The sequence below is a fragment of the Amycolatopsis sp. NPDC028719 genome (genome assembly GCF_055565395.1).
The window spans coordinates 513,767-527,276 of the sequence record NZ_JBVHUL010000006.1 but is presented as its reverse complement, the minus strand read 5'-3'; the positions used below and the strand labels follow the sequence as shown (position 1 = coordinate 527,276).

The window sequence follows — 13,510 nt, the reverse complement described above, 5'->3', positions numbered from 1 at the left end:
CCGATTCGAACAAGGGGAGATTTCACGGTTCCGGCAACACTTGTCAACACCGCCTTCTCGTAGTTGACCAAGAAGAGTGAAGACAACTCGCATTGCCGGTCGCCGCTTGGCTCCGAATTAGGATCGCTGGAGAGTTCCGACAGCGGAGGCGAACAGTTGACCGTGCCACTATTCACCCAATCAGCGTCGTTTTCAGAATTGTGGCCCACCACGAACAGGCACATTATCGACGTGCTGGACCGCGGAAAGTACTCACATGGCCACAAGGTCGTCGAATTGGAAGCAGCGCTGGCCGCGTATACCGGCGCGAAGCACGTGGTGGGGGTGAACAGCGGCACCGACGCGCTGGTCCTCTTGCTGCGCGCGTGCGGCCTGCGCCCCGGTGACGAAGTGGTGGTGCCCGCTTTCTCGTTCATCGCCTCGGCCTCCGCCGTGGTGCTCGCGGGCGGCCGTCCGGTGTTCGCCGACATCGAGCCCGACGGCTACGGCCTGTCCCCCGCCTCACTTGCGGCCGTGGCCACCGAGCGCACCCGGTTCGTGATGCCGGTGCACCTGTTCTGCCAACCCGCGGACATGACGGGAGTGGGCGACGCGGCCCGGCGACTGGGGCTGACCGTGGTGGAGGACAGCGCCGAGGCGATCGGGATGCGCTACGGCGGCACCCACGCGGGACTGCTCGGCGCGGGCGGGGTGCTGTCGTTCTTCCCGACCAAGACCCTGGGCGCGCTCGGCGACGCGGGCGCGGTCCTCACCGACGACCCGGTCGTCGCCGAAACCGTCGCCGCCCTGCGCCACCACGGCCGGTTCGGTCCCACCGCCGACCACTTCCCCGCCATCAACACCACCACCGGCACGGTCGGGGTCAACAGCAAGATGGACGACCTGCAGGCCGCGGTGCTGCTGGCCAGGCTCAGCCGGCTGGAAGCGGACATCGAGCGCCGCGCAGCCCTCGCCCAGCGCTACACCGAACTGCTCGCCGGCGTGCCGGGGGTGCGAAAGCTGCCCTCGGTCCTGCCGCGCCGGGCCGACGTGCGCGGAGTGTTCTACGTGTACGCGGTCGAGGTCGAGCAGCGGGACGAGCTGGCCGCGCACCTGGCCGCGCGCGGCGTGGGAACCGAGACGTACTACCCGATCCCGCTGCCCCTGCAGCCCTGCTTCGCCGACCTGGGCCACCGGCCCGGGGACTTTCCCCACGCCGAGGCCGCCTGCCGGCACGCGCTCGCGCTGCCGCTCTACCCGGACCTCCAGGAGGACGACGTCGCCCGGGTCTGCGACGAGATCCGCGACTTCTTCCGATCCACGGAGGCGGCGTGAAGATCCCGTTCTTCCCGCCGGATCTCTTCGAAGACGACCGCCAGGTGCTGCTGGACGTGGTCCGGGAAGTGGCGCTCGACCCCGAGCAGCGGTTCATCCTCGGACGCCGCACCGAGCACTTCGAGACCGTCGTCCGCGACGCGGTCGGAGCAGCCGACGCGGTCGCCTGCTCCAGCGGTACTTCGGCGTTGACGCTCGTACTGCGCGCCATGGGCGTGGGGCCCGGTGACGAGGTCGTGGTCCCCGCCTACGGTTGTGCGCCGCTCGCGGCCGCCCCCGCACTGCTCGGCGCCACGCCGGTCTTCGCCGACGTCGACCCGGCCACGATGGTGGTCGACCCGGTCGAGGTCGAGAAGGCGGTCACCGGGCGCACCAAGGTCGTCCTGCCCGCGCACGTGTTCTCCGTGATGGCCGACATGCCGACGCTGCGCGTCATCGCCGACGGCGCCGGTGCGCGGCTGCTGGAAGACTCCGCCGTCGCCCAGGGCGGCGTGCTCGGCGGCCGGGCCGCGGGCACCTGGGGCGACGCGGGCGTCTACTCGTTCGTCCAGGTCAAGACGTTCGGGATGCCCGGCGAGGGCGGCATGGTCGTGACCGGCGACCCGGAGCTGGGCCGCGTCGTGCGCATGCTGCGCAACCACGGCCAGGACGGCCGCACCCGGTTCCTGCACCACCGGATCGGCGAGAACAGCCGCTTCGACGAGATCATGGCGGCGTTCCAGCTGCGCCGCCTGCCGGGGTTGCCCGCGCGCCTGGAACGCCGGGCCCGCATCGGCGAGTACTACACCGAGCGGTTCACCGGCCTGCCGGGCGTCGTGCCACCGCCGCCCGGGCGCGACGGACGCTGCTTCTACGTGTACTCCCTGCTCGCCGAGCACCGCGACGCGCTGCACGACCACCTCGCCGCCCGTGGCATCGGCTCGCACGTGTACTACCGCTCCCCCTTGCCGCGCCAAGCGGCGTTCCGCACCACCGGCCGCGACTGGCCGGCGGCCGAACGCTCCTGCTCGCGGCAGCTCGCCATCCCGATCCACCCCCATCTGACCGACACCGAAGTCGAGCACATCGCCGACGAAGTGTGCCGGTTCGCTCGCTGTTGAAACGGAGAACCCATGCCGCACACCACCCCCGCTCCCACCGCCGACGCCGTCGCCCTGGAGTGGCACCGCCGGGCCGCGCGCCCCGGCCTGACGCGCGTCATGCGCGCGTCCCAGCCCGCCGGCCTCGCCGGGACCACCACCGAACGCACCCGCGCGATCCTCACCGAGCACCTCCGGGCGATCGCGCCCCGCACCGCGCTGGAGATCGGCTGCGGCATGGGCCGGCTCACCCCCGCCATCGCCGCGCACGCCCGTGACGTGCTGGCCGTGGACCTGACGCCCCGGATGCTCGACCTCGCCCGCGCCGAGTGCGCCGACCTGCCGCACGTGCGGTTCGCGCACGCCGCCGTCCAGCAGCTGCCGGTACCCGCAGAGCCGGTCGACGTCGCTGTGTGCGTGTGGGTCCTCATGCACGTGCTCGGCGACGACGACCTCGCCGAAGCGTGCCGCCGCATCGCCGCCTCCGCCCGGCACCTGGTGCTCGTGGAGTACGAGCACGCCGACATCCCGGTCGGCGAGTACTCGCGGCTGCGCGACCTGGACGCCTACCTCGAGCTGCTGCCGGGGGCCCGGCTGGTCGAGCGGCGCGACGTGTTCTACGGCGGCGACCGGTCGTTCGCCGCCCTGATCGCCCTGGAGGGGCACCGGTGACCACCTCGATCACCTCCACGACCACCCGCGCCTACGTCCGGCTGGCCAAGCTCGACATCGTCGACTACTACCTCGGTGTCCTGGTCGTCGGGACGCTGCTGCCCGCCGCGCTGCGCTTCGACGGCGGTGTGCTCGCCACCGGCGGGCTGTTCCTGCTCGGCGAGGTGTTCGTCATCGCCGCGATGGTGGCCCTGGACGACCTCACCGGCTTCCGCGACGGCAGCGACGTCGCCAACTACGCCCCCGACGACCTCAAGCGCCGCCGCCACCGCAAGCCGCTCGTCGCCGGGACGCTGACCGAGGATCAGGTGCTGCGGTTCGCGTGGGTCACCGGGATCATCGGGGCGCTGCTGTGGATCGCGGCGATGGTCACCGCACCGCACACTCCCTTGTGGACAGTTGTGCTGATCGCTGTCACCTACTTCTTTTCCGTGCAGTACTCCTGGGGTGTCAAGCTCAGCTACCACGGGTTCCAGGAGTTCTTCATCGCCGCCCTGGGCTGGGCGCTCGTGCTGGCGCCCTACGGACTGGCCGTGGGCTCGCTCGACGGCAACGTCGTCGTGCAGGCGCTGGTGTTCGGCCTGGGGCCGCTGCTGTTCGGCGTCTACTCCAACACCAACGACATCAAGGGCGACCGCCGGGTGGGCCGGCCCACCGTCGCCGCGCTCACCTCGCCGCGCGGGAACATGCACTTCATCTTCGCCGTCACGGCCGTGGAGGCCGCGCTGATCGTCTGCGGGCCGTGGCTGGGCACCGTGTGGTGGTTCCCGGTGGCGCTGCTGCCGACGCTCCTGCTGCGTGCCTGGCAGCTGCACCTCGCCTTCGGCCAGGGCGACATCCTGCGCGCCCGCCTCCTGGGGATCCGCATCCACCGCGTCACCGTGGTGGCGCTGGTCGTGGTGAACCTGCTGTGACCGCCGAAGAGGACGTCATCGTCGTCGGGGCCGGCGTCGCCGGGCTGGCCGCCGCGCACCGGCTGCGCCTCGCCGGGCGCTCGGTGCGCGTGCTGGAGGCCGCCGACGCCGTGGGCGGCCGGATGCGGACCCTGCGCACCGGCGGGTTCCTCGTCGACACCGGGGCCGAGCAGGTGCCCGAACGGGGCTACCCGGCCACGTGGGAGCTGCTCGGGCAGCTGGGTGTGGACCAGGCTGCCGTGCCCCGCATCGGCCGCCACCTCGCCGTGTGGCGCGGCGGCCGCGCGCGGCCGGGGCTCGCCCACCCCCGCGGACTGCTCACCGGGGCCGGCCTCGGTCCGCGGGCCCGGCTGGACCTGCTGCGGATACTGCGCGTGCGCCCGGACTTCGACCACCCGGAACGCGCGGCCCTCGGCACGGTCACCGAGTTCGCCGGGGCCTTCCACCCCGACGTGCTGGACTACCTGTGCCAGCCGGTCGTGTCCGGGTTCTTCGGCTGGCGGCCCGAGCGTTCGGCCGCGGCGCCGCTGCTCGCGCTGCTGGCCGCCGCCGGACCGGCGAACACCTGGCGCACCTACCGCGACGGCATGGACACCTTCGCGCGCGCCCTGGCCCGGTCCCTGGACGTCACCACCGGCGTCCGGGTCGACGGCGTGGTGCCGGAGCCCGGATCGGTCGTGGTGCTCTGCGGCGACGACCGGATCCGCGCGCGGCAGGTCGTGCTCGCCGTGCCCGCACCGGTGGCCCGCGTCCTGCACCTCGACGCCCCCGCCCAGGACGCGGAGTTCCTCGCCGCCGCCACGTTCACCCCGGTGGTCAAGGCGCACTTCATGCTGCCGACCCGCCCGGCATCGCGTTCGTACGCGATCGTCGTCCCCACCGCGGAGGACCGGGTGGTGTCCACGCTCATCCTCGACCACGTCAAGCACCCGGGGCGGGCACCCGCCGGACGGGGCCTGGTCACCGTGATGGCGAATCCCGCCGTCACTCCCGACCTGCTCGACGCGACCGACGCCGAGGTGGCCGACGTCCTGTCCGGCGCCGGCCTGCGGTTCCTCCCCGCGCTTCGCACGGCCACCGGCGCCGTGGTCACGCGCTTCCGCCACGCCCTGCCCGAAGCCACCCCGCGCGCGTTGGCCCTGCGCGCCGCCTTCTCCACCCGGCCCGTCTCCGCGGTCGAGTACGCCGGCGACTGGACCGGGCTCGTGCCGTGCAGCGAGGCGGCCGTGCGCTCCGGACAGCGCGCCGCCGCCCGGCTGCTCTCCACCCACCCCGCCAGGAGAGAACCCGTATGAGACCCCACGACATGGGCGCCCTGTTCGACGAGGTCGCCGCGCGCCGCACGCACACCACCGTCGTGCTCGATCGGCCCTTCGACATCGCGCCCGGCCGGGGCACCGAGTTCACGGTGCCCCGGCTGGCCGACCTCGTGGAAGAGGTCGCGGGCTGGCTGCACGCCGCCGGGGCCCGCCCGGGAGAGCGGGTCGCGGTGGTCAAACGCAACCACTACGACTACGACCTGCTCGCCTGCGCGGCGATCCGGCTCGGCGCCGTACCCGCCCTGCTTTCGGGCGAGCTGTCCGGCGACGTCCTGGAAACGCTGCTCGAGCGCCTGGAGCCGGCGGTCCTCGTCACCGACCGGCCCGTCCCGGCGCACCACGCCCGCCGCGTGCTGTCCCTGGCCACCCCCGGCGCGGGTGAACTCGCGCTCGACGACGTGCGGGGCACCCGAGCTCCCGCGCCCCGGCGCCGGCCCGACGACGACCCGCTGGTGATCAACCACACCTCCGGCACCACGGGCACCCCCAAGCTGGTCATCCACACCACGCGCACCATCATCGGCCGGCTCGCCCGGTTCGAGGCGCTGCGCGTCCCGGTCCTGGGCACCCGCCGCGACGACGTCGTCGCCAACGCCTCCTCCTACGCCCACGGCCGCCCCTTCTGCTGGACCGGAAGCGTGTTCTGCCTCGCCCCGCGCAAGATCGTGCTGCTGTCGGACCCCGCCTCGGCACGGGAAGTGCTCGGCGCCCACCCGCCCACCACCATCGAGGCCCTGCCCGCCGCCTACGTGCGGTGGCGCCCCCTGGCGCGCGAGGCGGACAACCCCTTCCGCGACGTACGCCTGTTCGTCAGCACCTACGACGCCGTGCACCCGCCCGTCGTGCGCACCATGCTCCACGCGTCGCGCCGCCGCCGTCCACTGTGGATGCAGGGCTGGGGGCAGACCGAAACCGGGCCGCTGACCTTCCGCTTCCTCACCCGCGCCGCCGTCGACCGGGCCACCCACGCCCGCCACCTCGGCCGCCCGCTGCCGGGCCGGGCGAAGCTCGCGGTCGTGGACGCCGAGACGTTCCGGCTGGTGCCTCGCGGGCGGCCGGGACTCGTGCTGGCCCGGACCAAGGCCCTCTGCGCCGGGTACGTGGGCGAGCAGGACCGCTGGCAGGACAAGAACAGCGACGGCTGGTGGAACACCGGAGACCTCGGCGTGCGCACCCGGACCGGAGCCGTGCTGCTGCTCGACCGCGAGGTCGACACCGTGCCCGGCCTGAGCTGCCTGCAAACCGAGGACGTGCTCGAGAACCGGCTGCCCGAGGTGGTCGAGTGCGTCGTCCTGGGCACCCCGGGCCGCCCGCCCGTCCCGGTCGTCGTCACCGCCGACGGGCACCTCGACCCGCAGCGTTGGAGATCCGCCGTCGCCGGCCTGCCGCCGCTGGCGCCTCCGCGCGTCGTCACCTGGGACGACCTCCCGCGCACCGGCACCGGCAAGGTGCGCCGCCGCGAACTGCTCACCCGCATCGCCGGGCACACCGGCACCCACGGCACCGGAAGGTGGACATGACCACGATCCACGAGGGCTACGCCTTCGACAACCACAGCGTGCACGCCACCGAGCAGCACCGCTGCCTGGCCGCCGCCTACGACCCCACGACGCTCGCGCGGCTGGAGCGCACCGGCGTCGGACCGGGGTGGCGGTGCCTGGAGGTCGGTGCCGGCGGCGGCAGCGTCGCGCACTGGCTCGCCGATCGCGGCGCGTCGGTCGTGGCCACCGACGTCAAGCCCGAGCACGTCCCGCCCGCCGAGGGGCTGACCGTACTGCGGCACGACGCCGTTCACGACCCGCTGCCCGAGGCCGAGTTCGACCTCGTCCACGCCCGTCTCGTGCTGCTGCACCTGCCCGAGCGCGAACAGGTGCTGCGCAAGCTCGTGCGCGCCCTCAAGCCGGGCGGCCTGCTGCAGCTGGACGAGTTCGACGTCGACTACGGACCGGTGCTGCTCGCTGCCGACCCCGGACACGCCGCCGCCTACGAGGATTTCCTGGCCGCCAAGGAGCGCATGTTCGACGCGGCCGGCGCGGACTGCCGCTGGGGCCGCCGCGTCGCCGCCTCGATGGTCGCCGCCGGCCTGGTGGAAGTCGACCCGGCACCGGTGGTGCAGCTGTGGACCGCGGACTCCCCCGGGCTGCACCTGCTGGTCCACCACACCCATCACCTCCGCGACAAGCTGCTCGCGGTGGGCGCCACCGACACCGGCCTGCAGACTGCCCGCGCCGCGATGACGCACCCCGCGTTCCGCGCCACGTCCTGCGTCTTCTACACCGTCCAAGGCCGGCGCCCGGCATGACCGCGGTCGACGCGCCGAGCTGGAGCGGACCTGTCGACCTCCCGCTGCGCGGCGAACCCGACGTGCAGGCGGCGTGCGGGCTGATGCACGTCCACGGCCGCCGGCTCGGCCGTCCCGCGCCGCTCGGGCTGGACTACGCCCGCGCCGTCGCCGTCGAACTGTCCGCGATCGGGTTGCTCGCCGTCGAACTGGGGCGCACCCGCGGCATTCCGCTCGCCGGGCACACCACTTCGGTCGCGCAGGCCGCGCTGCTCGCGGTCTCCCAGTACCTGGCGGCCGCGACCGCCGACGAGCCCGACGAGTGGCACCCCGGCGTGGGCTCGCCGTTCCGGTCGTCCGACGACGTGGTGTTCGAGGTGGAGGCACTGGATCCCGTTCCGTGGCATGCGTTCTGGGCCGAGCTGGGTGTTCCGGCCCGGGCCGTCGAACGGGGCTGGCGCCCCTTCCTGCACCGCTTCGCCACCGCCACCTGCCCGCTGCCGCCCGAGTTCGCCGCCTCCGCGGCCCGCTTCCCGCTCGCGGTCCTGGAGACCACCGCTCGACGGGTCGGCATGACCCTGGTCGTCCGGGCGGAGCGGCCGCTGGACAGCCTGCCCGCCTACCGGATCTCCCCGCGCGGGATCGCCCGGCACGAGGTCCCGTCGGCCGGGGAGCTGCCGCTGTCCGGCATCGTCGTGCTGGAATCGTGCCGGCGCGTGCAGGGACCGCTGGCCGGGCACCTGCTGGGGATGCTCGGGGCGACGGTGGTGCGCATCGAGCCGCCCGGGGGCGACCCGCTGCGCTGGGTACCGCCGACGGCCGGCGACACCTCCGCCCGGTTCCTCGCCCTCAACCGGGGCAAGGCGGTGGTCGAGATCGACCTGCGCACCGGGCGGGACGAGGTGCTCGACCTCGCCGCGGCGGCGGATGTGTTCGTGCACAACTGGGCGCCGGGCAAAGCTACCCGTTGGGGCCTGCAAGCCGAGGACTTCCCGGCCGGCTCGGTGTACGCGCACGCGTCGGGCTGGGGCGACGAGCTCGGTCTCGAGCCGCCGCTGGGCACCGACTTCGTCGTCCAGGCCCACGCGGGCGTGCCCGCCTCGCTCATGACGGTCGTGGACGTGTTCGGTGGCGTGGTCGCCGCCCACGCCGTGGTGGACGCGCTACTGCGCCGCGAACGGACCGGGCGCGGCCAGACTGTGGCGTCGTCGCTGCTGTCCGCCGCCTCGCGCCTCAACGCGCTCACCCGGCACCGTGACGTGTCCGCGCCGACCGTGCCGGTGTGCACCGACCTCGCGGCGCTGGGCCGCGACCCGCGGTTCGCGCGGGCCCTCGTCCGGGAGCGGTGCGTGCTGCCGGGTTCGCCTTGGGAGTTCTTCCGATGACGTGGGTCTCGCGCAACGGGATCGTGCTCACCGACCGGGTGCCGGCCGCGGCGAGGCGAGCCTGGGTCCGCGCCGGGCACTGCCCCGGCCGGGACCTGCACTCACTGCTGCGCGACCGGGTCGACCGCCATCCCGACCGGGTCGCCGTCGTCGACGACCGCGGGCAACTCACCTACGCCGAGCTGGCCGAGCAGGTGCGGGGACTGGCAGGCGCGCTGGCGGCCCGGCCGGGCGACATCGTCGGCGTCCGCGTGCCCAACGGCCGCGACGCCGTGATCGCGGAGCTCGCCGTCGCCGCGTGCGGCGCGGTCGCCCTGCCGTTCACGGGAGGACGGGCCGACGCGTTGAACCTGCTGGGCCGGGCCCGCGCCGCGTGGCTGATCACCGACGACGACCTGCCGTGGCCGACGGTGTCACCCCGCGCCCGAGGCGAGGGGTGGGAACCGGTCACCGTGGACCCGGAGTCTCCGGCGAGACTGCTGGTTTCGTCGGGTTCGGAAGCTGAGCCGAAGCTCGTCGCCTACTCCCACAACGCTTTCGCCGGCGGCCGCGGCAACTACCTGCGTGCCGTGCACGGCGATACCCCGGTGTGGCGGGACCTCGTGCTCGTGCCGCTGTCCTCGGCCTACGGGTCGTTCGGGGCCACCATCACCCTGTGCCGCTTCGGCGGAACACTGTTGCTGCGCCCCCGGTTCGACGCTGTGGACGCGCTGCGAGCCATCGCCGAGCACCGGCCCACGCACGTGTTCGGCGTGCCCACCATGCTGCGCCGCCTCGCCGAACACGCGGCGGACTTCGACACCTCGTCGCTGCGGGCCGTCGTGTCCAGCGGTGACGTGCTGCCGTCGGACACGCTGCGGCGGTGCCGCGAAGTGTTCGGCGTCGACGTGGTCAACGTCTACGGCTCCTCCGACGGGGTCAACTGCCACACGACCACGCCCGAGCACGGGGTGGGCCGTCCCGACCCGGCCGTGACCGCCATCCGGATCGTGGCCGGCGAGATCTGCGCCCTGGGGCCCATGACCCCGCTCGACCACGTCGGCGACGGCCCACCCCGGCTCCCCGGCGGCTGGGTCCGCACCGGCGACCGGGGCAGCTTCGACCCTGACGGCACGCTGCACGTCCTGCGGCGCATCAAACGCGTCGTCATCCGCGGCGGCTACACCATCAGCCCCGCCGAAGTCGAGTCCGCGCTGACCGGCCACCCCGCCATCGCCGACGCGGCGTGCGTGCCCGTGCCCGACCGCGACCTCGGGGAACGGCTGTGCGCGTGCGTCACCGTCCGCGCCGGCCACCCGGTTCCCGACCTCACTGCGCTGACCACGTTCCTGCGCACCGACGGCGGCATCACCCCTTCCAAACTCCCCGAACGCCTGCTCGTCCTCGGCCGGCTTCCCCTGAGCCACACCGGAAAGGTCTGCCTGCGCACGCTCGCCGACCTCGCCACCGCACACCACGGAGAACGATGACCGCCCTCGACCCGCAGGCCGGCCGCGGCTACTCAGCCTTGATCGGCCTCTCCACGACCGTCGACGCCGACACCGACCTCCCCCGAGGTCTGCTCGAACTCGTCCGCCTGCGCTGTTCCAGCTCAACGGGTGCACCTACTGCATCCGCTTGCACAGTGGAGCCGCCTTGGCCGCCGGCGAGAGCGGCGTGCGCCGTGCACGGGAAGAATTCGCCCCTGTTTCCGCCGCTTCGCCGAGTTTGCCCAGGTCGTCCGGAAGTCGCATCGCCGGTGTGGCAGAGATCCACTGACGTGGCGAATCCAGCAGAACCGCCAGGCTAGACTGCCTCCATGTCGAAGCGCCCCGTGCGCTGGTTCACGGGCCTGATGGCCGATCCCGTGCTGGCCGTCGTGTTCACCGTTCTCGGGTTCCTGCCCTTCACGGCCGTGCTCGGGGCGAGTTTCGGGGATCTGCCGAAACGGCCGCCCGACGTGTTCGCCGTCCTGCTCACGCTGGGGATGACGGTGCCGATCGCGGGCCGTCGGCGGTGGCCCGCCGCGTCGTTCGCGGTGATTGCGACATGTTTCGCGGTGCACGAGGTGGTCGCGTACCCCGCCACGGCGGGCACGTTGGGGCTGCTGGCCGCGCTGTATTCGGTCGGTGCGCTGCAGAAGAGGCACCGTTGGACCGTCGCGATCGTGAGCACCGCCGGGTATCTCGGATTCTGCCTGGCCTTGGTCCTGCGGCGTTCGCCGGAGGGAATAGCGGACTTCGTGGTGTTCTACGCGGCGTTGGCGGTGTGCGTGGGGATCGGCGCGTTGGTGCGGGCGCGACGCGCGGAAGAGGTGGCGCGGCGCCGGTTGGAGGCCGAGGGCGCGAAGGCGGCGGAGCGGGCACACATCGCGCGTGAGTTGCACGATGTGGTGACCCACCACGTGACCGCGATCGTCGTGCAGGCCGGTGCGACGAAGTACCTGCCGGACCTGCCGGAGCGCGCGATGGAGTCGCTGGACACGATCGGTGTGACGGGGCGGCGGGCCTTGACGGAGTTACGGTCGTTGCTGAGCGTGCTGGAGGCCACGGGTGAGCAGGCCGAGGCGAGTGAGGTGCCCGGGCTGGATGACGTCGTGGAGTTGGTAGCGCTGACGAAGAGCGGTGGGCAGCCGGTGCGGTTGGCGGTGGAGGGGGCCGCGATGGTACTGCCGGAGAACGTGGAGCTGGCGGGATATCGGGTGGTGCAGGAAGCTCTCACCAATGCGGTGAAGTACGCCGCGGGGTCTCCGACGGCCGTGCGGATCGGTTACACGGTGACGGCCGTGGAAATCGAGGTGGCCAACGCAGGTGGGACACCGATGCCGGAGCTTTCGGGTGGGCGGGGGTTGAGCGGGTTGCGGGAGCGGGTGGAGGGCTTGGGGGGCGAATTGGCAACCGGGCCTGATGCTGATGGGGGGTTCCGGGTATGGGCGAGGATTCCGGTGAAGAGCAGGGAATGATCCGGGTCCTGATCTGCGACGACCAAGCGGTGATCCGTGCCGGTTACGCGACGATCTTCAACTCGCAGCCTGACCTGGATGTCGTCGGTGAAGCGGCGGACGGTCCGGCCGGGCTCGAGGCGGCGCTGCGGCTCGAGCCGGACGTGATCGTGATGGACATCCAGATGCCGCTGATGGACGGGATCGAGGTGACGACGCGGCTGGCGGGCGCGGGGGTCGCGAACCCGGCGAAGATCCTAGTGGTCACGAATTTCAACGTCGACAAGTACGTCTACGCGGCACTCAAGGCCGGCGCCAGCGGATTCCTCCTGAAGGATTCACCGCCGGAGGAACTGATCAACGGTGTTCGCACGATCGCCAGGGGCGAATCGCTGCTGGCACCGGTTGTCACGCGCACGCTGATCGGCCGGTTCGCCGAACGCATCCGCCCCGCCGACGAGGCCCCGCGCCGACAGGCACTGGAGGCCCTGGCACCCCGCGAGCGGCAGGTGCTGAAGTTGGTCGCGCAGGGCCTGTCGAACGCGGAGATCGCGGCGGAGCTGGTGATCGGCTCGGAGACTGTGAAGACGTACATGTCGCGGATCCTGACGAAGCTCGACCTGCGTGACCGGGTTCAGGCGGTGGTGCTGGCGTACCAGTCGGGGCTGGTCGCGGTTCAGGACTGAGCTGCTGATCGCCGGACGATCAGGTTGTCACGCTTGATCTTGCGGAGGAAGTACGCGATGGGCGCCAAGCAGGCGAGCACCGCGATGAGGCTCGCTTCGGGGCCGAAGGAGCCCCCGGTGAGAAGCGCGGGGCCCGACAGCGTGGTGGTGAACAGGCCGTGCGCGGTGCCCGTAGCGCCGGAGACGGTGGTGCCGAAGACCCCGGATTCGAAAAGGTTCCAGGCGAAGTGGAAGCCGATCGGCAGCCACAGTGAGCGGGTGGCGGCGTAGCAGATGGCGAGTGTGACGCCGGCTTCGATGGCGATCGCGAATGCGCCCCACAGCGTCGCTCCGGTGTTGAGCAGGTGCGAGCCGCCGAACAGGACCGCTGACAGCGTCACCGCGATCCATGTGCCGAACCGGTTCTGGGTCATTCGGAAGATCACGCCGCGGAACAGCAGCTCTTCGTTGACTGCGGCGCCGGCCATCACGCCCACGCTGGTCAGAAACCCCCAGAACGAGCCACTGGCGAAGTGGTCCCAGCCGCCGAACAACCCGATGAACAGCATCGTCGTGATGAAGGCGCCGGCGCCGATCGCGGCTCCGCGGAGCAGCCCTGGCAGTGCCTCGGTTCGGGCCAGCTCCGGGATGCTGCGGCGGCGTTCAAGCCGCCGCGACAGGCGGGTATACACGAAGAGTCCGGCTGCCGCGGTGGCGATACCGCCGACGACCGAGAGGGGACCGAGGCCCGACAGGCCCGCGTTGATGAGACTCGCGATCGCCACCACGGCGAGCATCGCGATGAACAGGATCGGGAAACGGAACTTGCTGGGTGTGTCCGTCTTCGTTGTCATGCCGGGAAAGCTAGCCATCCTCCGGAATCCGGGAATCCCCGTGGTGAGAACATCCGGTTGTAGCTCTCACGGGGGACAAGACATAAGGACGACGGGTGCGGGCGACA

12 protein-coding genes are annotated in these 13,510 nt (G+C 72.3%); 11 read left to right on the top strand and 1 reads right to left on the bottom strand.

Features of this window, described 5'->3' with window-relative positions; all coding sequences use genetic code 11:
- The first annotated feature begins 231 nt into the window (after positions 1-231).
- From ACZ4TR_RS30425 to ACZ4TR_RS30375, 11 genes are all read left to right on the top strand, one after another.
- On the top strand, positions 232-1,314 hold the full coding sequence (locus tag ACZ4TR_RS30425; RefSeq protein ID WP_465290630.1) for a DegT/DnrJ/EryC1/StrS family aminotransferase: 1,083 nt from the start codon (positions 232-234) through the stop codon (positions 1,312-1,314).
- Entirely contained in the window at positions 1,311-2,414 is a 1,104-nt protein-coding gene (locus ACZ4TR_RS30420) for a DegT/DnrJ/EryC1/StrS family aminotransferase (RefSeq protein ID WP_465290628.1), read from the top strand. The genes ACZ4TR_RS30425 and ACZ4TR_RS30420 overlap by 4 nt, the downstream gene beginning before the upstream one ends.
- 12 nt (positions 2,415-2,426) lie before the next feature.
- On the top strand, positions 2,427-3,065 hold the full coding sequence (locus ACZ4TR_RS30415) for a class I SAM-dependent methyltransferase (protein ID WP_465290626.1): 639 nt from the start codon (positions 2,427-2,429) through the stop codon (positions 3,063-3,065).
- A complete protein-coding gene (locus ACZ4TR_RS30410; protein WP_465290624.1) occupies positions 3,062-3,979 on the top strand; it encodes a UbiA family prenyltransferase in 918 nt (305 codons plus the stop codon). The genes ACZ4TR_RS30415 and ACZ4TR_RS30410 overlap by 4 nt, the downstream gene beginning before the upstream one ends.
- Positions 3,976-5,274, top strand: coding sequence for a protoporphyrinogen/coproporphyrinogen oxidase (locus tag ACZ4TR_RS30405; RefSeq protein ID WP_465290623.1), 1,299 nt, complete (start codon positions 3,976-3,978; stop codon positions 5,272-5,274). Before ACZ4TR_RS30410 ends, ACZ4TR_RS30405 begins: the two co-directional genes overlap by 4 nt.
- The gene (locus ACZ4TR_RS30400; protein WP_465290622.1) at positions 5,271-6,818 is read left to right on the top strand and encodes a class I adenylate-forming enzyme family protein; all 1,548 of its coding nucleotides are present in this window, start codon (positions 5,271-5,273) and stop codon (positions 6,816-6,818) included. Before ACZ4TR_RS30405 ends, ACZ4TR_RS30400 begins: the two co-directional genes overlap by 4 nt.
- Positions 6,815-7,600, top strand: a complete 786-nt coding sequence (locus ACZ4TR_RS30395) for a class I SAM-dependent methyltransferase (protein ID WP_465290620.1) — start codon at positions 6,815-6,817, stop codon at positions 7,598-7,600. The genes ACZ4TR_RS30400 and ACZ4TR_RS30395 overlap by 4 nt, the downstream gene beginning before the upstream one ends.
- A complete protein-coding gene (locus ACZ4TR_RS30390) occupies positions 7,597-8,964 on the top strand; it encodes a CoA transferase (protein ID WP_465290619.1) in 1,368 nt (455 codons plus the stop codon). Before ACZ4TR_RS30395 ends, ACZ4TR_RS30390 begins: the two co-directional genes overlap by 4 nt.
- A complete protein-coding gene (locus ACZ4TR_RS30385; RefSeq protein ID WP_465290617.1) occupies positions 8,961-10,433 on the top strand; it encodes a class I adenylate-forming enzyme family protein in 1,473 nt (490 codons plus the stop codon). The genes ACZ4TR_RS30390 and ACZ4TR_RS30385 overlap by 4 nt, the downstream gene beginning before the upstream one ends.
- Positions 10,434-10,762: 329 nt before the next feature.
- On the top strand, positions 10,763-11,905 hold the full coding sequence (locus ACZ4TR_RS30380) for a sensor histidine kinase (protein WP_465290615.1): 1,143 nt from the start codon (positions 10,763-10,765) through the stop codon (positions 11,903-11,905).
- Positions 11,872-12,570, top strand: a complete 699-nt coding sequence (locus tag ACZ4TR_RS30375) for a response regulator (protein WP_465290613.1) — start codon at positions 11,872-11,874, stop codon at positions 12,568-12,570. The genes ACZ4TR_RS30380 and ACZ4TR_RS30375 overlap by 34 nt, the downstream gene beginning before the upstream one ends.
- Here the strand turns inward: ACZ4TR_RS30375 and ACZ4TR_RS30370 are convergent.
- Positions 12,561-13,403 (bottom strand): lysostaphin resistance A-like protein, encoded by an 843-nt coding sequence (locus ACZ4TR_RS30370; RefSeq protein ID WP_465290611.1) that lies wholly within the window; start codon positions 13,401-13,403, stop codon positions 12,561-12,563. The genes ACZ4TR_RS30375 and ACZ4TR_RS30370 overlap by 10 nt on opposite strands.
- Between the last annotated feature and the right edge of the window lie 107 nt (positions 13,404-13,510).